Source organism: Pseudomonadales bacterium (assembly GCA_041395945.1).
Lineage (GTDB): Bacteria > Pseudomonadota > Gammaproteobacteria > Pseudomonadales > Azotimanducaceae > SZUA-309.
Map to the genome: position 1 here is coordinate 114,304 of JAWKZN010000002.1, position 20,284 is coordinate 134,587.

Annotated in this window: 18 protein-coding genes; 5 read left to right on the top strand and 13 right to left on the bottom strand. The window is 62.7% G+C overall.

The window, feature by feature from the left end; genetic code table 11:
* Positions 1-103: 103 nt before the first annotated feature.
* Both lptF and lptG read left to right on the top strand, forming a co-directional pair.
* Entirely contained in the window at positions 104-1,150 is a 1,047-nt protein-coding gene (gene lptF / locus R3E82_17305) for an LPS export ABC transporter permease LptF (protein ID MEZ5552642.1), read from the top strand.
* A complete protein-coding gene (lptG, locus tag R3E82_17310) occupies positions 1,147-2,205 on the top strand; it encodes an LPS export ABC transporter permease LptG (protein MEZ5552643.1) in 1,059 nt (352 codons plus the stop codon). The genes lptF and lptG overlap by 4 nt, the downstream gene beginning before the upstream one ends.
* Here the strand turns inward: lptG and R3E82_17315 are convergent.
* The 13 genes from R3E82_17315 to rpsU form a co-directional block, all read right to left on the bottom strand.
* Positions 2,189-3,049, bottom strand: coding sequence for a metallophosphoesterase (locus tag R3E82_17315; protein ID MEZ5552644.1), 861 nt, complete (start codon positions 3,047-3,049; stop codon positions 2,189-2,191). The genes lptG and R3E82_17315 overlap by 17 nt on opposite strands.
* Positions 3,046-4,374: a lipopolysaccharide biosynthesis protein gene (locus R3E82_17320; GenBank protein ID MEZ5552645.1), complete on the bottom strand. Its 1,329-nt coding sequence runs from the start codon at positions 4,372-4,374 to the stop codon at positions 3,046-3,048. Before R3E82_17320 ends, R3E82_17315 begins: the two co-directional genes overlap by 4 nt.
* On the bottom strand, positions 4,371-5,231 hold the full coding sequence (locus tag R3E82_17325; protein MEZ5552646.1) for a hypothetical protein: 861 nt from the start codon (positions 5,229-5,231) through the stop codon (positions 4,371-4,373). The genes R3E82_17320 and R3E82_17325 overlap by 4 nt, the downstream gene beginning before the upstream one ends.
* Positions 5,232-5,253: 22 nt before the next feature.
* Positions 5,254-6,450 carry a CDP-alcohol phosphatidyltransferase family protein gene (locus R3E82_17330; GenBank protein MEZ5552647.1) on the bottom strand — a complete coding sequence of 399 codons (1,197 nt, stop codon included), beginning with the start codon at positions 6,448-6,450 and terminating at the stop codon, positions 5,254-5,256.
* Positions 6,451-6,508: 58 nt separating this feature from the next.
* A complete protein-coding gene (locus R3E82_17335; GenBank protein ID MEZ5552648.1) occupies positions 6,509-7,678 on the bottom strand; it encodes an aminotransferase class I/II-fold pyridoxal phosphate-dependent enzyme in 1,170 nt (389 codons plus the stop codon).
* A complete protein-coding gene (locus R3E82_17340) occupies positions 7,675-7,932 on the bottom strand; it encodes an acyl carrier protein (protein MEZ5552649.1) in 258 nt (85 codons plus the stop codon). Before R3E82_17340 ends, R3E82_17335 begins: the two co-directional genes overlap by 4 nt.
* A gap of 29 nt (positions 7,933-7,961) precedes the next feature.
* A complete protein-coding gene (locus R3E82_17345; protein MEZ5552650.1) occupies positions 7,962-8,951 on the bottom strand; it encodes an NAD-dependent epimerase/dehydratase family protein in 990 nt (329 codons plus the stop codon).
* Between the two features lie 20 nt (positions 8,952-8,971).
* Complete coding sequence (locus R3E82_17350; protein ID MEZ5552651.1) at positions 8,972-10,702, bottom strand: fatty acyl-AMP ligase; 1,731 nt, start codon at positions 10,700-10,702, stop codon at positions 8,972-8,974.
* A gap of 185 nt (positions 10,703-10,887) precedes the next feature.
* The gene (gene rpoD, locus R3E82_17355; protein ID MEZ5552652.1) at positions 10,888-12,717 is read right to left on the bottom strand and encodes an RNA polymerase sigma factor RpoD; all 1,830 of its coding nucleotides are present in this window, start codon (positions 12,715-12,717) and stop codon (positions 10,888-10,890) included.
* Positions 12,718-12,943: 226 nt separating this feature from the next.
* Positions 12,944-14,704 (bottom strand): DNA primase, encoded by a 1,761-nt coding sequence (dnaG, locus tag R3E82_17360; GenBank protein MEZ5552653.1) that lies wholly within the window; start codon positions 14,702-14,704, stop codon positions 12,944-12,946.
* A 20-nt stretch (positions 14,705-14,724) separates the two neighbouring features.
* On the bottom strand, positions 14,725-16,140 hold the full coding sequence (locus tag R3E82_17365) for a mannose-1-phosphate guanylyltransferase/mannose-6-phosphate isomerase (GenBank protein MEZ5552654.1): 1,416 nt from the start codon (positions 16,138-16,140) through the stop codon (positions 14,725-14,727).
* Positions 16,141-16,291: 151 nt separating this feature from the next.
* Positions 16,292-16,738, bottom strand: a complete 447-nt coding sequence (locus tag R3E82_17370) for a GatB/YqeY domain-containing protein (protein ID MEZ5552655.1) — start codon at positions 16,736-16,738, stop codon at positions 16,292-16,294.
* 94 nt (positions 16,739-16,832) lie between these two features.
* Positions 16,833-17,048 carry a 30S ribosomal protein S21 gene (gene rpsU / locus R3E82_17375; protein MEZ5552656.1) on the bottom strand — a complete coding sequence of 72 codons (216 nt, stop codon included), beginning with the start codon at positions 17,046-17,048 and terminating at the stop codon, positions 16,833-16,835.
* 158 nt (positions 17,049-17,206) lie between these two features.
* Between rpsU and tsaD the strand changes: the two genes are divergently transcribed.
* From tsaD to R3E82_17390, 3 genes are read left to right on the top strand one after another with little or no spacing between them, the layout of a single operon-like run.
* Complete coding sequence (gene tsaD, locus R3E82_17380; GenBank protein MEZ5552657.1) at positions 17,207-18,256, top strand: tRNA (adenosine(37)-N6)-threonylcarbamoyltransferase complex transferase subunit TsaD; 1,050 nt, start codon at positions 17,207-17,209, stop codon at positions 18,254-18,256.
* A 10-nt stretch (positions 18,257-18,266) separates the two neighbouring features.
* Positions 18,267-18,629: a dihydroneopterin aldolase gene (gene folB, locus R3E82_17385; GenBank protein ID MEZ5552658.1), complete on the top strand. Its 363-nt coding sequence runs from the start codon at positions 18,267-18,269 to the stop codon at positions 18,627-18,629.
* Positions 18,626-20,281 carry an amidase gene (locus R3E82_17390; GenBank protein MEZ5552659.1) on the top strand — a complete coding sequence of 552 codons (1,656 nt, stop codon included), beginning with the start codon at positions 18,626-18,628 and terminating at the stop codon, positions 20,279-20,281. Before folB ends, R3E82_17390 begins: the two co-directional genes overlap by 4 nt.
* Positions 20,282-20,284 lie beyond the last annotated feature (3 nt).

Genomic DNA, 20,284 nt, shown 5'->3' on the forward strand with positions numbered 1-20,284 from the left:
GTCTGTACGCGTGCAGGCGAGAGCGCATTTACCACACCCGAAAATTTCACAAGCAGGCGATGATAACAGTCCGCACCCACTCAAGACGCACCGGTTTCCCCGCGTGATCTTCGACCGTTACCTGCTCCGGGAAGTCGCCACGCCGTTTCTGGGCATCAGCGCCGCGCTGATCGTACTGTTTGTCACCTACAGCCTGACCCGCTACTTGAGCGACGCAACAGACGGTGTGCTGCTGGCGGATGCGGTTTTTCTGCTGACTCTGCTCAAAGGTCTTATCGCACTGGAAACCCTGCTCCCCGTTGCCCTCTACATCGCGCTCATGGTGGCCCTGGGACGGCTCTATTCCGACTGGGAGGTGACAGCCTTCAAGGCCAGCGGAATCAGTGAAGGACGCATAATAGTTCCCGTCCTGTTCCTCGCCGGGGTGATCAGCGTCGGTATCGCCGCGATCTCACTGTGGGTGCGTCCCTGGGCTTACGACCAGCTCTACGAAATCCAGGCCGATGCCGAAGCCTTCAACGACCTCGATCTGCTCCAGGCGGGTCGATTCCATTTCGACGATGAACGCGACCGGGTCATCTTCATGAATGCCCGGGGTGAGGAGGGTCTGCGGGGGCTGTTCGTGCGTTCCCAGCAGGGTCAGGACCTCCAGGTCATCTCGGCGGATCGGGGCACGTTCACAGCCTTCGCCACACCGGATCGCCACCGGCTCGATCTGCGTGACGCCCAGGTATTCCGCCAGGCAGGTGATGGTGAGGACCTGCTGGGCTACTTCAAGGAATTCACCCTCTGGCTACCCACCGCGATCCGGGATCCCGTCGGCCCGAAGCCTAAACGTATGAGCAACCCGGAGCTCCGATCCTCGGACACCCCGGATGCCAGAGCGGAGCTGCAGTGGCGCCAGTCGACGGCTGTGTCGGCGCTGCTGCTCGCTCTCCTTGCGGTGCCACTGAGCCGCACCAGCCCGCGCCGCGGCCGCTACGCCAAGGTGATGCTGGCCGTGGTGCTCTACGCCCTGTACTACAACCTCATCGGTGTCGCCCGTACCGGGGTCGAACAGCAGGCCACCGCCACCCTCTGGTGGGCGCCCGGCCTGCTGCTGGTCATCGTGGCCGGCGGCTTTTTCTTCGGCCGGCGACGCCTGACATGACCCTGGACCGCTACCTCATCGCATCGATGATTCGGGGTGGCATACCCATTCTCGGTCTGCTGCTGGGGCTGTTCGCGTTCCTCACCCTTGCAGAAGAGCTCGAAGACGTGGGCAAGGGCAGCTTCGAGGTGCTGGACGCTTTGCGGGTTACGGCACTGTCCGTGCCGAAAATCATGCTCCAGCTGCTGCCCGTGACCTCGCTGGTGGGGGTGCTGGTCGGACTGGGCACCCTGGCCAGTCAGCAGGAGCTCGTCGCGATGCGCGCTGCCGGCAGTTCCTCCTGGCAACTCGCCCGACCGGTGACCCTGATGGCCCTGGTCATCAGCGCTGCGGCGCTTGCCACCCAGCAGTGGCTGGTACCGGCTTTCGAGCAGCCCATTGTCGATCTTCGCGCCAACGCGATCGAAAACGGGCCCGTCGCAGGCGAAGTCTTCTGGACCCGCAACGACCACAGCATGGTGCGCATCGGCGGTGTCCGTTTCGGCCTCATGCCAACGGATCTTGAGATCCACGAAATCGACTCCGGTGGCCATCTCAAGCGCCTGCTGCAGGCGCGCAGCGCGAACATCCTGACTCCGGCCCAATGGCAGCTCAACAACCTCCAGGTGACCGAGATCAGAGCGGCGGGCACCCAGGTAACCCACCTCGACCGGCTGCGCTGGGACAGTGTCCTCAGCGTGGAGCAGATGGCCACCCTGGTCAGCGCCGCGGACGCCCTGCCGCTGACGGAGCTCGTCGCCTACATCCGCCATCTCGACAGCAACGGTTTGGACAGCCACCGCTACCGGCTGGTGCTCTGGCAGCAGCTGAGTCTGACTCTGGGCATCTTCGGCATGGCCCTGCTCGGCGTACCCTTCGTGCTGGGCTCGACACGCAGCATGGCCGCGGGCGCCCGGATCAGTCTGGGGGTCATTGCGGGCCTGCTGTTTTATCTGCTCGAGCGAACTACCGGCCAGGTTGCCCTGCTTTACCACCTGCCCCCTGCTCCCCTGGCTGTGGGCCCGGATCTGCTGATCACGGCTGCCGCCATTGTCGCACTCAGCCGGGTGCGCTGAACGTCCAGATCCCGGTGTCCATCCGACGGAAGTCCCCTGCGCCGACCCGCTGCCAGAGCTCGGCTGACACCCTGGGGTTGCCCTGGTCGGACTCGATGTCGAAGACCCGGAAGCTGGCATCCACGCTCGAGGCAGGTCCGGTGCACAGGATCCGGGTGGCGCCCACCACCACCTCCCGATTGCGGTGCTGATGACCATGCAGTACCAGTTCCACACCCCGTCGAGCCAGGATGTCTGCCAGCACATCCGCATCCTGCAGACGTTTGCGGGCGCCGACCAGCCCGGGTACCGGCGGGTGATGCAGCAACACCACCCGCACCGCATCCGCCGGCTGCGCCAGCAGGGCATCCAGTCGTTCGCACTGGCGCTCACCCAGTCTGCCCGTCGCGGAGAATGGCTGGGTCGGACGCGCGCTGCACAGCCCGACGACCCGCACACCAGCAGAGTCCCGGACCAGGGGATACCCGGAATCCGTCAGGTGCAGGTAGTCGCCCCAGCGTGCCTGCACCCGCGCCATGGACTCGGCTGCATAGACATCATGGTTTCCGGGTACCACCAGCACCTGCTCCGGGGTACCGAGGCGCTGTATCCAGGGCAGCGCGGCATCGATTTCTTCCGCGGTGCCGGTCTGGGTCAGGTCGCCGGACACCAGAATCTGATCCGCTGCCAGGTGCCCTACGACGTCGAGCAATTCCTCATACCAGACTGCCCGAAGACTGTGGCGGCGGCGGCGCCACCAGGAAAGATAACCGAGGTAGCGCTTACCGGACTGGGAACGACCCCGATAGCTGCGCCAGCCGGGCGGACGGGTCAGGTGCAGGTCGGTCAGATGGATGAGTCTCATACAGACTCCAGCGCCGCGTCCGCACGCAGTCGATGTCGATAGCCCTGCACTATGAGCAGTGCACAGCCGATCAGGTTGACCAGTGCGGTGGCAATCGACGCAGCGCCGACTCCGGTCAGCCCCAGAATCGGCACGAGCCCGGCAAACGCACCCAGATAAACGGCTGTTGCGAGGATCTGCACCTTGAGCAGTGCGCGCGCCCTGCCCATCACATAACCCGCAGGACGCAGCGTCGCGCCGCTGAGTTCCACCGCCGCCGCTGTCAGCAGCAGAGTCAGGAGCAGACCAGCCGCCGCAAATTCAGTACCCGCAACCAGCACCAGCAGCGGCCGTGCAGCGAAGATCGAAAGCACGGCGACCGCGATCCCGACCCCTCCGGTCAGCGCGCCCGTGCGCCAGGTGACATTGAGGAAGCGGGGTAGATCATTGCGCCACAGCCTCGCCAGATCCGGGAACACGACCTGACGCAGAATACTCACCGGTTTGGCCAGCACGTTGGCAAGTTCCCGGGCGAAGGCAAACAGACCGGCAGCCGCGCTGCCGAGCAGGGTACCCGCCAGCAGGGTGGCCACCTGTTTCGGCGCTGCATCCAGGGTCGACTGCCAGTACACGGTGAAGAGAAAACTGCGGACATCGCCAGGATCGAGCGGAATCCGGCTCGCTTTCACGCCGCCGTACTGGTTCCGGAATGCGCGGTAGGAACGCCACCAGGTGTAGGCCTGTTCGACAAAGTAAGCCAGCGCCCACACCATCAGGTAGGCGCTGACCTCCGAGCGCCAGGGACTCAGCAGCAACAGCGCCACCGCGCCAAGTTTCACCGCCGGACCGACCGCCAGCTGGGTGCTCAGGGTGCCGAACCTGTCGAGCAGACGCAGCGTACCGTTGGCGGTGCCGGTGACGCTCAGAAGCATCACGGGTACATAACAGGACGCCGCCAGCCGCAGCTCCGCCGGCAGGCCGAGCTGCTCCGCAAAGAAGATCAGTAAAACCGCACCGGCGACTGCCGCCAGCAGCGAGACGGTGAGGTCCAGTCGCACGAAACGCAGCAGCAGTCCTTTGAGTTCCGCAACCCGGCCATCTTCCGCCAGGGGCACGCCGTAGCGGATGACGGCCTCACCGGTTTTCAGATTGACGAGCTGGCGGATCAGCATCGCGGTTGCCTGGACCATCACCACCAGCCCGTATTCGTCTACTCCCAGTGTGCGCGCAGCCAGTGCATTGGCGGCGAGGGCAAGCACCGCGCCCATGGTGCGGCCACCCACGAGCAGACCGAAGTTGGCGATCAGGCGCTTCGACCTGCCCGGTTTGGCGACTGTGCCGCTCACTTGAAGGCTCCACGACGGTACAGCTCCCAGACCAGAGGCCAGCCGAAGATGAGCGGATAGCGTTTCTGTTTCGGCGTGGCGGTCACCGTCACCCCCGAGTGGCGGGCCACTTTCCACAGGATGTAGTCCACCGGGTCGTCAAAGGTAAACGCGGATTTGCTGAGGCGCAGGAACGACAGCGTCTTGCCGGCCAGCCGCCGCATGCGCCAGGTGGATTGGGGTGGTGCGGTCAGCTGAGGTAATGCGGCGTGGAGGCGATCAAAATAGTCCGCATTGGCCTGATAGAGGGCGGCGTAGCGACTCGACTGCTCCGGACGCAGCTCTGTCGAGTAAGTCAGGCTGAAGGTCCGCTCCCAGAAATCGGCAGAGTTCGACACGCCCGCAGTCGCAACGGAGGCAGCCGCCATCAGTCGCTCCGCCGCTCGACACACCAGCCGCTCAAATCGCTCTGTCGTTGCCATATTCGCGCTGTAAACCAGCACACAGGGCTGGGCGAAACGCGCCCAGAAATAGGGAGCCAGATCTGTACTCACAGCGCGCTCGAGCGCATCGAGAGTCAGCACCGCGACCTTCGCCCGGGCGCCGGATGCGCTTACGTAATAGACGTTGGGTGGCAGGACGCGCAACAGTACACGCTGCCAGCGGGGCAGCGGCTCGAGATCGCGCAGCAGCACATAGAAATCGAGCAGGGTGTCCTGCTGGCCGCGGGTGAAGGAACCATAAAGTACAATGGCTTCTATCGAATCGCCGGAACCGCCAAACCGCGCCATCAGCTCGGCAAAAATGCCGGCAACCTGGGGATCTTCCAGGTAATCGTCTGACGCCGGGATGTCGGCGCTCCGGTCTGTGCCCAGCATGTGCCGGACGCCTGCCCGGAGATCAGCCATCACCATACGCGCTGCGGGTGGTCGAGAATGTCCGGTAGGCGCGCGGGTACGCCTGCTCCGCCGCCTTCGCATCCTGCATCCAGGAGACCAGGGGACCGGAGATCAGCCGCACCACGAAACCCTGCAGCAGCCGCACCATAAGCACCCCCGTGGTACCCACTGTCCAGATCACTACGGCGAGAAAGGCCCAGTCGGGACGGCCGATCAGCGTAAAAGCCGTCAACAGGATCATGCACGGATTGCGTCGAGCGGTGATGAGCCGGAAGTAGGCATCGAAAGGACGCCAGGTGAACAGCGCCAGATCGCCCAGCTGATGAAACAGCCCTTCAGCGATACGCCCGCCGATGTAACCGGCGAACAGAGCAATGTACAGCGTCTGCGCATCCTGACCCAGCAGTGCTGGTGGACTGGCCAGCGACAACCCCCACAGCCAGTACCAGAAGGGCGGATGCAGGATGTCCATCCCGTGGTCGAGCAGGTGGCCGAAGCGGCTCGACAGCACGGTGACACGCGCAAGCTTGCCATCCACCGTGTCGAGAAAGGTCATTATCCAGCCCGCAATGAGGCCGGTGACATGGAAACCTTCGTAGAAGCACCAGCCGGCGAAAACCATCAGCAGCACACCCGTCATCGTCACCGCGTTCGGAGTGATGTGACGTTCCGCGCACCAGGCGACCACACGTTTCGCCGGACGCGGCCACCAGAATTTGGTCACCAGATCCGTAATGCCTTTGTACGCACTGCCATAGAGTCTGTTGCTCAGCGCCGCCCGGTCGGATTCATTAAGTGGTGCCAGCGTCGGCGGGTCGGTCCGTCGGAGTGTGCCTTCAAACGCCTGCAGTGCCTGCGCATCGAAGCCTGGCAACTGGCGAGCGTCGCCGCCGCGGCCGTCTTCCCCTTGCAGGGCCACCAGCGCCGCCGGTACCTGGGCGGCTGGCACGTGTGCGGCGGCTGCCCGATCTTCGTGCATCAGTAAACCCAGCCGTTCGAGCAGCGCGGTGATTGTGCGCACCTCAAAGAGATAGTCGGCGCGCAGCAGCAGTGCGCTGTCGCCGTTCGCAAGCACCGCCGGGTCTTCCACAATGCGCACTTCCGGACAGGCCGCCAGCTGACGGCGAATCCGCTCCCGGGAACTGATGCCCCAGAGCACGACGGCGCTGTCACCCAGGATATATGCGTTGGTCGTCATGTTTTTCCTTCTGAAGAAACGAACAAGTGCGGATCTGCAGATATCTGATCAGAGGGTGCTACAGATCGAGAGCGGTCACCGCATCTATGATCCGGGTCACCTGTTCATCCGTGTGGGCGGCCGACAGACTGAAACGCAGCAGGCTGCCACCTTCCGGTGCGGCCGGGGGCAGCATCAGGTTGCAGTACACGCCGCCTTCGAGCAGGCGTTCCCAGGCACTCAGCGCAAGCTCCCGATCCCTCAGGCGCACGGCAACCACGGGACTCATCTCCGGACCCAGACGCAGCTGTCGCTGTGCAAACGCCGTGTAGAGACGTTCCGCATTTCGCCACAGCTGCGCTTTCAGTTCAGGGCGCGCAATGAGTTGCCGAAGTGCTTCACGGGTTGTGGCAATCACACTCGGGCAGGGAGACGCCGTGAACATGTAGGGCCGGCTCACGTAAGGGAACAGGCCGAGCTCAGCATGGCGACTGACACAGAATCCACCCGTGCTTGCCAGGCTCTTGCTGAAGGTTCCGACGACAAAATCAACCGCTTCGAGCATGCCGGTGGATTCCACCACGCCGCACCCGCGTTCACCGTAGACGCCGAGTGAGTGCGCTTCATCCACAAGCAGCATGGCGCCGTGGCGATTTTTGACTTCGACGAACTCGGCCAGCGGCGCCGTATCGCCCAGCACACTGTAGAGTCCCTCGACCACGACCAGGCTGCGTGGCGCCCGCTCCTTGAGCCGTGTCAGCCGTCTGTCGAGGCTGTCCGGGTCGTTGTGTTTGAAGCGGTAGATGCCGGCGGGTGTCATCGAGGCGCCGTCGTAGAGGCTGGCATGGGCGTCTGCATCCAGCAGCACGGCATCTTCTGCGCCCAGCAGTGCGGCGAGAGTGCCCAGATTTGCGGCATAGCCGGTGGAAAACACCATCGCCTGGGGATAACCGTAAAGGGCGGCAATTTCAGCTTCCAGTGCTTTGTGCCCGCTGTAGTTGCCGTTGGCCATTCGTGAGCCGGTAGTACCTGTTCCCGAGTCGGCAAGCGCCCGCTGACCCGCGGCGATACAGGCCGGATCGAAAGTCAGCCCCAGATAGTTGTTCGTGCCGGCCAGCACGGTATGACGGCCGTTGATCACTGCCTCGGTGGGTGAAACCATCTCATCTATCACCACCTTGCTCGGATCGGCACTCGCAAGCGCAGCTCTGGCATCCGCGATGCCGGCAAATTTGGCCAGCAGGCTCATGGCTTCAGCTCATCCACAAGGGCTGCCAGCTCGGCGATGGTCCGGATCGAGGCGAGCCGATCCACTTCGATGAGAATATCGAAGTGATCTTCCACATCGGCAATGAAGTCCATGACCTGAATCGACTCGAGGGCCAGGTCATCCACAAGGTCAGTTGCCCCCGAGAGCTCCGGACAGTCTCTGCCCTGCTCTTCTGTAAGTGCCTCAAGTGCCGGAACGAGTAACTGGCACAACCGGGCTTGTGTAGGTGTCACCAAACAAACTCCCTTTTCAGCAGGACAGATCAGGATTCAAACAGGGCTTTCACCCCGTGAGCAAGCTGGATCTGGGGAATCCAGCCGCTGGCCTCGGTGAAGGCGGTGTTGTCACAGAGCCAGGCCGGGTGAACCAGTTCGTTTACCTTACCCCGACTGAGCATCACCGCACGACCGGAAATTCGCGCGAGGGATTCATTGAGTCCTGCAAACGTCTTCAGCAGCGGCGTCGGAAGCGTCAGGTAGACGGGCCTGCGTTCGCTGACACAGGCAGCGATCGCCGGCCAGTCGTAGCCTTCCGCACTTCCGTCATGCAGGCCATAAGTTCTATGCCGGTGCCGGTCCGGCTCCTCGAGCCAGTGGCAGATCGCATTGACCAGGTCGTCGACGTGGAGGAAGGACAGCCGCTGGCTCCGGTTACCGCCCGGTACCGGCAGAAGTCCCCGCCGCGCCCAGGCCAGTGTCGATTTCAACTCCACGTCTCCCGGACCATAGACGGCGGATGGCCGGAAGACACACCAGTTGAGCGCGGTAAATCCGCCGAGCACGCTTTCGCCATCCGCCTTGCTCTGAGCATAGAAAGACAGGGTGGGCTCGGTAGCGGCCAGCGAAGACAGATGCAGCAGTGCCGGTCGCGCACTCAGCCGTGCAACGGCAGTGCACAGCGCCCGCACACCAGCAACATTGGCGGTTTCGAACTGCTGCCGGCTCATCCCGCGCACGGTGCCCGCACAGTTGATCACCGCACAGGTCCCCGCAAGCCCACGACCGAGTGCGGCAGGGTCGGCGAGATCTCCGCTGATCTGACTCGCTCTCGGATCTATATCCCGATTACGTGGCGATCCTTCCCGTACCAGCACCCGCACCGACCAGCCATCATCGAGCAGACGTGAAAGCAGACGCGCTCCGATGAAACCTGTGGCACCGGTCAGAAACAGGGAGGATTTTCGGGTTTGCGGGACCGCACCGGAAGTACCCGGGTCGAGGCGTCCACCCGAGTCACCGCTGTGTGCAGACATCCGCGGTCAGATGGTCGCGCTCAGGCGTTTGCCTGAGCTTCAACACCGGCTGCAGGCCAACCCCGTGTGTCCCAGGACATCCGGGCCATGAAATCGGCTCTCGCGCGTGATCGCGACAGCTTGCCGGAAGACGTCCGCGGCAGGGTTCTCGGCGGAGTCAGATCAATATAGGGCGTAACGCCGAAATGCTCGCGTATCAGGCCCTCAAGCTGGGCGGCAAGCCCTGGCTGGTCTTTGCGGGATTCCACCACGAGGATGGCGAGTTCTTCGCCATTGGGCCGGCTCACCGAAAACGCCGAGGTATCACCCATCCGCACACCCGGGGTGGTCTCGGCGAGATGCTCGAGATCCTGAGGCCAGAGGTTCCGGCCATTGACGATGATGACGTCCTTCTTGCGGGCTGTGATCACAATATGGGTACCGATGCGGTAGCCGATATCGCCGGTGTCCAGCCAGCCATCCGCAGTGAGTACTTCACGGGTCGCCACTGGATCCCCGAAATAACCGCGCATGACATTCGGTCCGCGCAGGCAGATGCGTCCGCACTGGCGCTCGGGCAGGGATACACCCTGTTCATCGCAGACCTTCACTTCGTAGCTCGGCAGCGGTGCACCGCAATCCACGAGCTCCAGACAGTTGTCTTCCGCAGGTTCCGCATAACCCGTTTCGATCATCAGATCTTTGTTGACCCGATCGACGGTGAAACTTTCGCCAAGCGGTCCGAAGCTGATGCCGAGTCCGACTTCCGCCATACCGTAGCAGGCGACAAAAGCTCTGGAGTCGAATCCGACCGGACCGAAAAGCTGCGCGAATCGGCGCAGGGATTCCGGATGAATGCGCTCCGCACCGACACAGGCCACCCGCCAGCTCGACAGATCGTAACGTGCGTGATCGGCTTCCCGCAGCCGGGTGGCGCACAGCGCGTAGCCGGTGGGCGGGCTGGAAGAAACCGTGCCGCGATTGTCGCTGATGAGCTTCAGCCACAGGCGCGGTCGCATCGCAAAGGTACGGGGGCTCATGTAGTCCACATTCAACTGACTGTAGAGCGCACCGAGCACGAAGGCCACGAGGCCCATGTCGTGGTAGAAGGGCAGCCAGGACACCAGGCGATCCTCTTCGGTGAGTTTTACACCGATCTCACAGATCTCCCGCAGATTGTTCAGCGCGGCTTCCTGGGTCATCTCCACACCACGCGGAAAACGCGTGCTGCCGGAGGTGTATTGCAGATAGGCGGCTTCACCCGTCGTCAGGGGCTGGAAGTCGCCTTCACGTAGCGGCAGCGCATCGAACTGCTCCATGCCGCCACAGAGCACCAGACCGAGACCGCTGGCAGCCTCTTCGAGAAAGTCGCAATAAGCGGGGGGTGCCACGGCAACCGCTGCGCCGCAGCTTTCCAGCAGTCGACGCAGCTGGGCTACGTAGGCCTTCTGTCCACCCAGTTGCAGTGCTGCCGGCAGGGGTACCGGAATGAGACCGGCGTACTGACAGGCGAAGAAAAACTGATGGAACATCGGATGGGTGTCGGCGACGATCGCCACCCGCGAACCACGGGGCAGATCGAGCGAAACCAGTCTTTGTGCAAGCGACCGCGCACTGTTGCGCAACTCGCGATAACTCAGTGAATACTCGAGCCCGCCTTTACCATCGTAGAAATTTACACCTGTCTGACAATGAGACGCAGCTTCCAGCGCTTCGGCCAGACTTGTGTATTTACTTTGGGGTTCCACAACCTTGCAGGGTGTCGAGTTCATGGTCTCGTCACTTAATTTATGTAGTTATAGTTATAAGTTGTTATTAATCCACCAAGTTTCGCCCGGAACGGCAGCCGAGTAAACCAACCGGGCGCCATTAAACCACAACGCGCGTCAATAGAAACTCCATTGTGTTTCAAGAATGATTCAATTTGTGACCTGGTCGGGCCTGTCCCGGGGTCAGTTCAGGACCGCCCGTTGTCCACCCACTCGTCGAGAAAGCTGCGCAGGTGCTCCGACCGACTCGGGTGGCGCAGCTTGCGTAGCGCCTTTGCCTCGATCTGGCGAATTCGTTCCCGAGTGACGTCAAATTGCTTCCCTACTTCTTCCAGGGTGTGGTCGGTATTCATGTCGATACCGAAACGCATGCGCAACACCTTGGCCTCCCGGGCGGTCAGTCCGCCCAGAACATCGCGTGTTGCCTCTCTTAGACCCTCGGAAGTCGCTAATTCAATCGGCGAGCCGATGGTGATGTCTTCGATGAAATCCCCAAGATGGGAGTCTTCGTCGTCACCGATGGGTGTTTCCATCGAGATGGGCTCCTTGGCGATCTTCAGCACCCGACGGACTTTGTCTTCCGGCATTTCCATCCGCTCACCGAGTTCTTCCGGGGTCGGCTCGCGGCCCATTTCCTGCAGCATCTGGCGGGACACGCGATTGAGCTTGTTGATCGTTTCGATCATGTGCACCGGAATACGGATCGTTCGCGCCTGGTCGGCGATCGAACGGGTGATGGCCTGGCGGATCCACCAGGTTGCATAGGTGGAAAACTTGTAACCCCGTCGGTACTCAAATTTATCCACCGCCTTCATCAGGCCGATGTTGCCTTCCTGGATCAGATCCAGGAACTGCAGCCCGCGATTGGTGTATTTCTTCGCAATGGAAATCACCAGCCGCAGGTTGGCCTCGACCATGTCCTTCTTCGCCCGGCGCGCTTTGGCCTCGCCGAGTGACATTCGCCGGTTGATGTCTTTGACCTCGGCAACCGTCAGGCCCGTCTCGTCACAGAAATTCTTCAGCCGCTTCTGCGCCCGGATGATGTCGTCCTTGTGCGCTTCCAGTGCGGCCGAATAGTCTTTCTTCTGTTTGATCAGCCGATTGACCCAGGTAATCGACGTCTCCGAGCCCACATAGGCCTTGCGGAAGACGTCCCGGGGTACCCCGGCGGTTCTGACACAGGTATGCAGAATGATGCGCTCCTGACGACGCACACGCTCCAGCCCGTCGCGGGCCATCAGCACCATCTCGTCATAGTGACGCGGCACCAGTTTGAAGGGGGAATAGACCTCCGCCAGTTTCTCGAGCTGCGCCTGGGTTTCCTTGTGCGCGCGACCCTTGGTTTTGATCAGTTTCTGGGCTTTGTTGTAGTGGCGCTTGAGCAGCGTGAAGCGGCGCTTCGCTTCGACCGGATCAGGACCCTTTTCCTCTTCCGTGTCATCGTCCTTCGGTTGCACCTTGACCGCGCCGGGCTGCACCTGCTGCGCCTGGGGCACGTTGTCTGTCGGATCCAGGTAACCCACCAGCAGATCAAACAGCTTGCCTTCTTTGGTGACTTCGTTATACGTCTCGAGCAGATACTCGGCGGGACCGGGGTAATAGGAGAGAGCGGAAAGCACATCCCGGATGCCCTCTTCTATGCGCTTGGCGATTGCGATCTCGCCTTCCCGGGTCAGCAGTTCGACGGTACCCATCTCACGCATGTACATGCGTACCGGATCCGTCGTCCGGCCCGCTTCGGTCTCCACCGCCGCCAGTGCAGCTGCCGCTTCCTCCGCAGCGATCTCGTCGGCGGTATTTTCGCTGTTGGTGAGCAGCTCATCCGCATCGGGCGCGATCTCATAGACCGTGATGCCCATGTCGTTGATCATCCGGATGATGTCTTCGATCTGATCCGGATCGGATATGTCGTCGGGGAGGTGGTCGTTCACCTCGGCATAGGTGATGTACCCCTGCTCTTTGCCCTTGGCGATGAGCTCCTTGAGTCGGGACTGCTGCTGTGCGATTGGGTTACTCATAGATCCTCATTCGTGATACTGATTCGGCACCCCATGCCTTCAGGTACGAAGGTTCGGGGTACGCAGGTTTGAGTTGCGCAGGACAGGGTGTCCTGTCGAACCCGTGTCAGCTTCCGCGACGGGCTATTTTACCCGTGTGCGCACCCTGATCGACCCGTCATCAGACAAACGGGCGATTGTACTCACCTATGTGAGGGCACGTAAAGCCGATTACAACCGCAACGCTTCAGTCAGCGCCACCCCGCCGCAACGCCCAGAATTCCTGGAGCTTGTCGGTCGAGGGTGCATCTTTCATCTGGGCAAGCAGACTGCGGCGGCGGCGGCGCGCATGCTGCTCCACGTACCTGGCCACACCCTCTGTGAATTCGGCAGCCAGCGCACCCTGATCCAGGTGCAGGGGTCGCGCTGCGAGGACGGCAATCTCCCCATGCGCTGGGTGGCCGGCCCAGCGCCCCAGCAGTTCGCTCAGCTCGGTTTCAGGATTTTTGTCTATATAGTTGACCACATCGACGAAAACGTCCGGCCCGGCGCATTCGGCCAGAGCGCTCAGCAGCGATCTATCCACCGAAGCCACCACCCCAGGCTCCCGCAAGGCGATGCTCAGCAGTCTGCGCGTGAGCGGAGTGAATTCCGCCGGCCCCGCAGAACCCGGCTGCCGGGCCGCCAGCGCCGGAACCGGCGTCCTGGGACCTGCCCCGCCGGATTCGGTTCCGCGTCCGGCAGCCGGATTCGAAAAGCCGGTGAGTGATTCCAGGCGCCGGGTCATCAGCTGTTTGAGCACACCTTCAGGCACGCGTTCGATGAGTGGGAATGCCAGGCTGGCTAGCTGAGCCTGGCCATCAAGATTCTGCAGGTCCAGCCCTTCTGCGAGGCGGTTGAACAGATACTCAATGGCCGGAGATGCACTGGCCACTCGATGATTGAATGCTGCACTCCCCTCCTTGCGAACCAGAGAATCCGGATCTTCTCCGTCCGGGAGGAACATGAAGCGCAACTGCCGCCCATCGGTGAGTGACGGCAGCGCGTTTTCCAGCGCGCGCCAGGCGGCCTGTCGCCCCGCCCGGTCACCGTCGAAACAGCACACCACCTCTGACGCATAGCGGTAGAGTTTGTGAAAGTGCTCGGCTGTCGCCGCTGTTCCCAGTGTCGCCACCCCATTGGCGATACCGGCCTGGGCCAGTGCCACCACATCCATATAGCCTTCCACCACGATCAGCCGGTCAATGCGACGCAGGGCCTGACGGGCCTCGAACAGTCCATAGAGCTCCCGGCCCTTGTGAAAGATCGGAGTCTCCGGACTGTTCAGATACTTGGGTCCTTCCTGGGTGCCAAGTACCCGGCCGCCGAAGCCGATCACGCGCCCGCGCGTATCCCGGATGGGAAACATGACCCTGCCACGGAAGCGGTCATAGGTTCGGCCGTTTTCATGCCGGATGAGCAGACCGGCTTCGAGCAGCAGCGCCTCGGTGACCGACGTATCCCCTGCCAGGGATTCAGTGAGCGTCTGCCACTCCTCCGGAGCAAAGCCGATGCCGAAATCCCTTGCCACCATGCCCGTGAGGCCGCGCGCGCGGAGATAGTCGATGGCCGCCGGGGAAGTCTTCAGCGCGTTCCGATAAATCTGCTCTGCCTTCGCAAGCACATCGAACAGCCCGGTGTTGTTCCGCTCGGGTTTTCCCCGACCACCTTCGCGCGGTACTTCCACCCCGACCAGCTTCGCCAGGGTTTCCACCGCTTCAACGAATTCCAGCCGGTCATGCTCCAGCAGAAAAGTCAGCGCAGTGCCGCTCACGCCACAGCCGAAACAGTGGTAGAACTGCTTTTCCGGGCTGACGCTGAAGGAAGGGCTCTTCTCGTCGTGGAACGGGCACAGCGCCTGGTAATTCCTGCCCGCTTTCTTCAGCTGCACCCGGGCATCGATCACATCAACGATGTCGATCCGCGCCAGCAGATCATTGATGAAAGATTGTGGTATGCGCCCCGCCATGGGCGATTACGTTACCAGTGTCAGCGGCCGTACACATCCTCGAATCGGACAATGTCGTCTTCTCCGAGATAGGCGCCGACCTGCACCTCGATGAGCTCGAGCGTAAGGCGCCCCGGATTACCCAGACGATGCCGCACACCCAGCGGGATATAGGTGCTTTCGTTCTCCGTCAGCGTGAGCGTCTCTTCGCCCCGGGTGACCTCCGCTGTGCCTCTGACCACGATCCAGTGCTCGGCCCGATGGTGGTGCATCTGCAGGGACAGCCGTTCCCCGGGTTTCACTTTAATGCGCTTGACCTGATAACGCTCACCCTGACCGACCGCCTCGAAGCTGCCCCAGGGGCGGAACACCTCCCGATGACTGACAAACTCCTCCCGGGCAGAGGCTTTCAGTCGATCCACCAGAAGTTTCACGTCCTGAACCTGATCCTTGTCCGCGATGAGCACGGCGTCGGCGGTCTCCACCACCACCAGATTCGACACGCCCACCGTGCCTACCAGTCGATCCTCAGCCCGAACGTAGGAACCGGTGGTCCCCACTGCCAGCACATCGCCCTGGAAATGATTGCCCGCCTCATCCTGCTCGGAAGCTTCCCACATCGCGGACCAGGAGCCCACATCGCTCCAGCCACAACTCACCGGCACCACCATGGCGCGATCGGTTTTCTCCATCACCGCGTAGTCGATCGAGATCGACGGAGCATTGAGGAAGCTTCTGCCGGGTCTGAAAAAATCCAGGTCCACACTGCCTTCGCCGAACGCAGTCTGCACAGCCGCCGCGAGATCCGGGTTATGTCGTTCGAGTTCCTGGAGATAGGCACCGGCACCCAGTAGAAACATGCCCGAGTTCCAGAGATAAGCGCCGCTGGCGAGATATTCCTCAGCGCGCGCCTGATCCGGTTTCTCGACAAAGGACCGGACGGCAACCGCTGTGCCGGATTCCCGGGCGCAATCCGGCGCTGCCGTCTCGATGTAGCCGTAACCTGTCTCAGCACGGACCGGCTTGATACCGAAGGTGACCAGCCCCCCCTGCTCCGCCGCCTGCTGCGCCTGAGCCACCGCCGCAGCGAAGGCTTCCGGTTCACGAATGAGGTGATCGGACGGCAGGACGAGCATCAATGCATCGTCCGCAACCGCTCGGCAGGCATGAGCAGCGAGCGCGATAGCCGGCGCAGTATTTCTACCTTCCGGCTCGAGTATCAGATGGGACCAGCGACTGCCCAGCGCGCGGCACTGCTCCGCCACCAGAAAGCGATGTTCTTCGTTGCAGACGATGACGGGTGCTTCGGCGCAGACACTGGCTGCCCGGGACAGGGTCTGCTGCAGCATGGACTGATCCGACAGCAGCGCGTGGAACTGTTTGGGAAACAGCGCCCTGGACAGGGGCCACAGGCGGCTGCCGGTGCCACCGGCCAGGATCACGGGAATCAGACGCATGGCATCTCCGGTTGGACAACGGTCACGGTGCCAACATACCGTAATCGCACGACGAACCGGACCTTGTGCCTGTGACAGTTTGCAAGCGGATTATGAGTGGCTGTGTCAGGGAGAACGCGGCAACTGCTGACCGGCGCAGGGAAGGATCCGCTCAGCCCAGACGTGCTTTCACCAGAGCGCTGACTGCGCCCATATCGGCACGTCCGGCGGCGGCTTCTTTGATCTGTGCCATGACTTTCCCCATGTCCCTGACCGAGGCTGCGCCGGTTGCCGCAATGGCCGCAGTTACCAGTTCGTCCAGTTCCGCCTCGTTCAGGGGTTCCGGCATGAAGGACTCGATCACGGAGATCTCGTACGCTTCCTGATCCGCCAGATCCGAACGACCCGCACTGGTGAACTGACTCAGAGAATCGTTGCGCTGCTTGAGCATCCGGGTCAGCACCGCGATCACGTCCGCGTCGGTCAGCTCCCTGCGCTCGTCGACTTCGAGGCGTTTCATTTCCGCATTGACCAGGCGCAGCGTGCCCACGCGCACCTTGTCGCGGGCTTTCATGGCAGCTTTGGTGGCATCGAGGATGCGGGTTTTCAGGTCGGTCATCGATCGGCTCCCGGGAGCCTGCACCGGCCCTGGGCGGCCCGGACGACGCCGGACCGCCTGCGGCGGCCCGTCGACGAGCCGCCGTGGCGGGTCATCAGAATGTTTTCTCGAATCTTCGCGATTCGCGCTGGAGCTTCTTCATGTGTCGCTTCACCGCCGCGGCCGCCTTGCGCTTACGCACCGAGGTCGGCTTCTCATAGAACTCGCGACGACGCACCTCTGAGAGCACGCCGGCTTTTTCGCAGGAACGCTTGAAGCGACGCAGAGCGACATCGAAGGGCTCATTCTCTTTGACTTTAACGATGGGCATAAGAAGTTTCTTGTCGAGACAATCCGATTGGAAAACGGGCGCGAATTCTACTCAAGAGCCGTACCAGATTGCAAAGGGCCGTTTCCGGGTTTTCGCGGCAACCGGCTCTGCCCGGTTTCGAAGTGCTAACGGCTCCGCCAAACCGGTATGATCCCGCGATGCTTGTGCTGGGTATCGAGACCTCCTGCGATGAAACCGGAATCGCCCTCTATGACGGCGCCCGGGGCCTGCTCGCGGACGTTCTGCACTCCCAGGTGGGAATTCATGCGCCCTTCGGGGGCGTTGTCCCGGAGCTGGCCTCCCGGGACCATATCCGCAAACTCGTGCCTCTGGTTCGCCAGGTTCTCGAGCAGGCAGATGCGACCCTTGGCGATCTGACGGGTGTGGCCTATACCAGCGGTCCCGGCCTTGCCGGGGCGCTCATGGTCGGTGCCGGTTTTGGCCGCAGCCTGGCCTGGATGCTGGGTATCCCCGGAATCGGCGTGCATCACATGGAGGCCCACCTGCTCGCCCCGCTGATCGAAGCCGAGCGACCCGAGCTGCCCTTTGTCGCCCTGCTGGTCTCCGGCGGCCATACCCAGCTGGTGCAGGTGGACGGCATCGGCGCATATACCCTGCTCGGCGAAAGCGTCGACGACGCTGCCGGGGAAGCCTTTGACAAGGCCGCCAAAATGCTCGATCTCCCCTACCCGGGCGGTCCGCACCTGGCCCGCTGCGCGACCACCGGCGATCCGCAGCGCTTCCGTTTCCCGCGACCCATGACCGACCGTCCGGGCCTCGACTTCAGCTTCAGCGGTCTGAAAACCTTCACGCTGAACACGGTGGCCGCCCACGCACCCCTGGATGACCGGGACCGGGCGGACATCGCCAGAGCCTTCGAGGAGGCGGTGGTCGACACCATCGTCATCAAGTGCCAGCGCGCGCTGGAGGCAACCGGCAACCATCAGCTCCTGATTGCCGGTGGTGTGAGCGCGAATCTGCGGCTGCGCGCTCAGCTCGAAGCCCGGCTCGATGCCCGCGTCTTCTACCCTTCCCTGCGGCTGTGCACGGACAATGGCGCAATGATCGCCTTCGCTGGATACCTGCGACTGGCAGCGGGAGAAGGGGACGAACTGGCCGTGCGGGTCCGGCCACGCTGGCCCATGGCGGAACTGACCGAGGTAGGCGGTCCGGCAGTGGTCGCAACAGCGGCACCGGTCAACTCCTGAGCGCGGGCGGATGGCTGTGGATCGAATCCTCATCGACGATCTGCAGGTACACTGTGTAATCGGAGTACACGACTGGGAGCGCTCAGTACGACAGAAACTGCTCATCTGCGTCGAACTCCTCACCAGCCTGAAGCGCGCCGGCGAAGCCGACGACCTCAACCTCACGATCGACTACGCCCGGGTCGCCGCCGACATCGAGGCGCTGGCAGAATCCGGGAAGTTTCAACTCATTGAAGCGCTCGCAGAGGCAATCGCCACTCACCTGCTCGAGCAGCACACCCTGCCCGCCGTCCGCATCAGGGTCCGCAAGCCGGCCGCACTGAGCCAGGCGGCCTCGGTCGGCGTAGCCATCGAACGAAGCCGGAAACCATGAAAAACACCACTTCCCGCGTCTGCCGTATCTTCACCCTGTCGCTTCTGCTCGCGCTGGTTGCCGGATGCGGTCCGCAACCGCCGGCCACACCCCCGGCAAGTCCGGACTCCGCAGCAGTCTCTGCCAGCGTCGACCTGCGCAGCATTGGCGCTGCCATCACCGGCCGCAGTGCGCTTGCATTGCGCGACGCCCTTGCCAGCGGAGAACTGCGTGCTGCGGAGGTCACCGCCGCGTACCTGAACAGGATCGAGTCGCTGGACGATGCCGGCCCGCAACTGCACGCGATCATCGAAATCAATCCCGACGCGCGGGCGCTTGCAGAAGCACTGGATGGGCGCTTTGCGCAGAATGGCCCCGTGGGGCCGCTGCACGGCGTGCCCGTGGTGCTGAAGGCCAACATCGACACCGCCGATGCCATGGCCACCAGCGCCGGGAGCATCGCTCTGGCGGACCATCACGCCAACCGGGACGCCTTCCTGGTGTCGCGCCTGCGCGAGGCGGGCGCCATCATCCTGGCAAAAACCAATCTCAGTGAGTGGGCCAACTTCCGCGACGACAACGCGTCAAGCGGCTGGAGCAGCCTCGGCGGACAGACCCGTAACCCCTTCGTGCTGGATCGCAACCCCTGCGGGTCCTCGAGTGGATCGGCCGTCGCCATCGCGGCAGATCTGGCGCCGCTGGCTGTCGGTACCGAGACCGATGGCTCCATCGTCTGCCCTGCGGGGATCAACGGCATCGTCGGGATCAAACCGACGCTCGGCCTGGTGAGTCGTGGCGGCATCATTCCGATCGCGATCTCCCAGGACACCGCGGGACCCATGGCCGCTGACGTGTTGAGCGCCGCCCTGCTGCTGGAAACCCTGGCCGCTGCAGACCCTGGGGACCCGGCCGCACACTCACTGCCTACCCCGGGTTTTCTGCCGGACACCGGCAAACTCCGCCTCGACGGTCTGCGCATCGGCGTGCTGCGGGAATACTTCGGTGTCGGAACCTTCCCGCAACTGGAGAATGTCTACCAGAGCGCCGTGGACCAGCTTGTTGAACTCGGCGCGGAAATCGTCGATCCGGTGACGCTGACGCGCTCGGACGATGCGCGCGATGCCGAGTTCGAAGTCCTGCTGCACGAATTCAAAGCCGGAATCGCCGACTACCTCCAGCAGCAGGGACGGCCAGCCGGTCTCGGCAATCTCGCGGATCTGATCCTCTACAACGATACCCACAGAGACCGGGTGATGCCGATCTTCGGCCAGAGCGTCTTTCTCGAAGCCGAGGCACGGGGAGATCTGACCTCGGACACCTACATCACCGCGCTGCAGGCCAGTCAGCAGGCGCTGCGCGATGCGGTGAACGGACTGTTCCAGGATCTTCAGATCGACGCGCTCTTCCATCCGGTCAACGGGCCGGCCTGGAAAATCGACTGGGTTGCCGGTGATCGCTACAGTTTCGGTGGCACCGCCTATGTGGCTGCGGTCACCGGTTATCCGAGTGTGGCAATTCCGGCGGGACTGGTTGCCGGGCTGCCGATTGCCGTGGCATTCACCGGGCTCGCCGACACGGATCAGCAGATCATCCAGATGGCCTGGGTTCTGGAACAGGCACTGGGTAAGCGGCCCCAGCCCCGGTTCATACCCACCCTCGAAACACAGCGCTGAGGG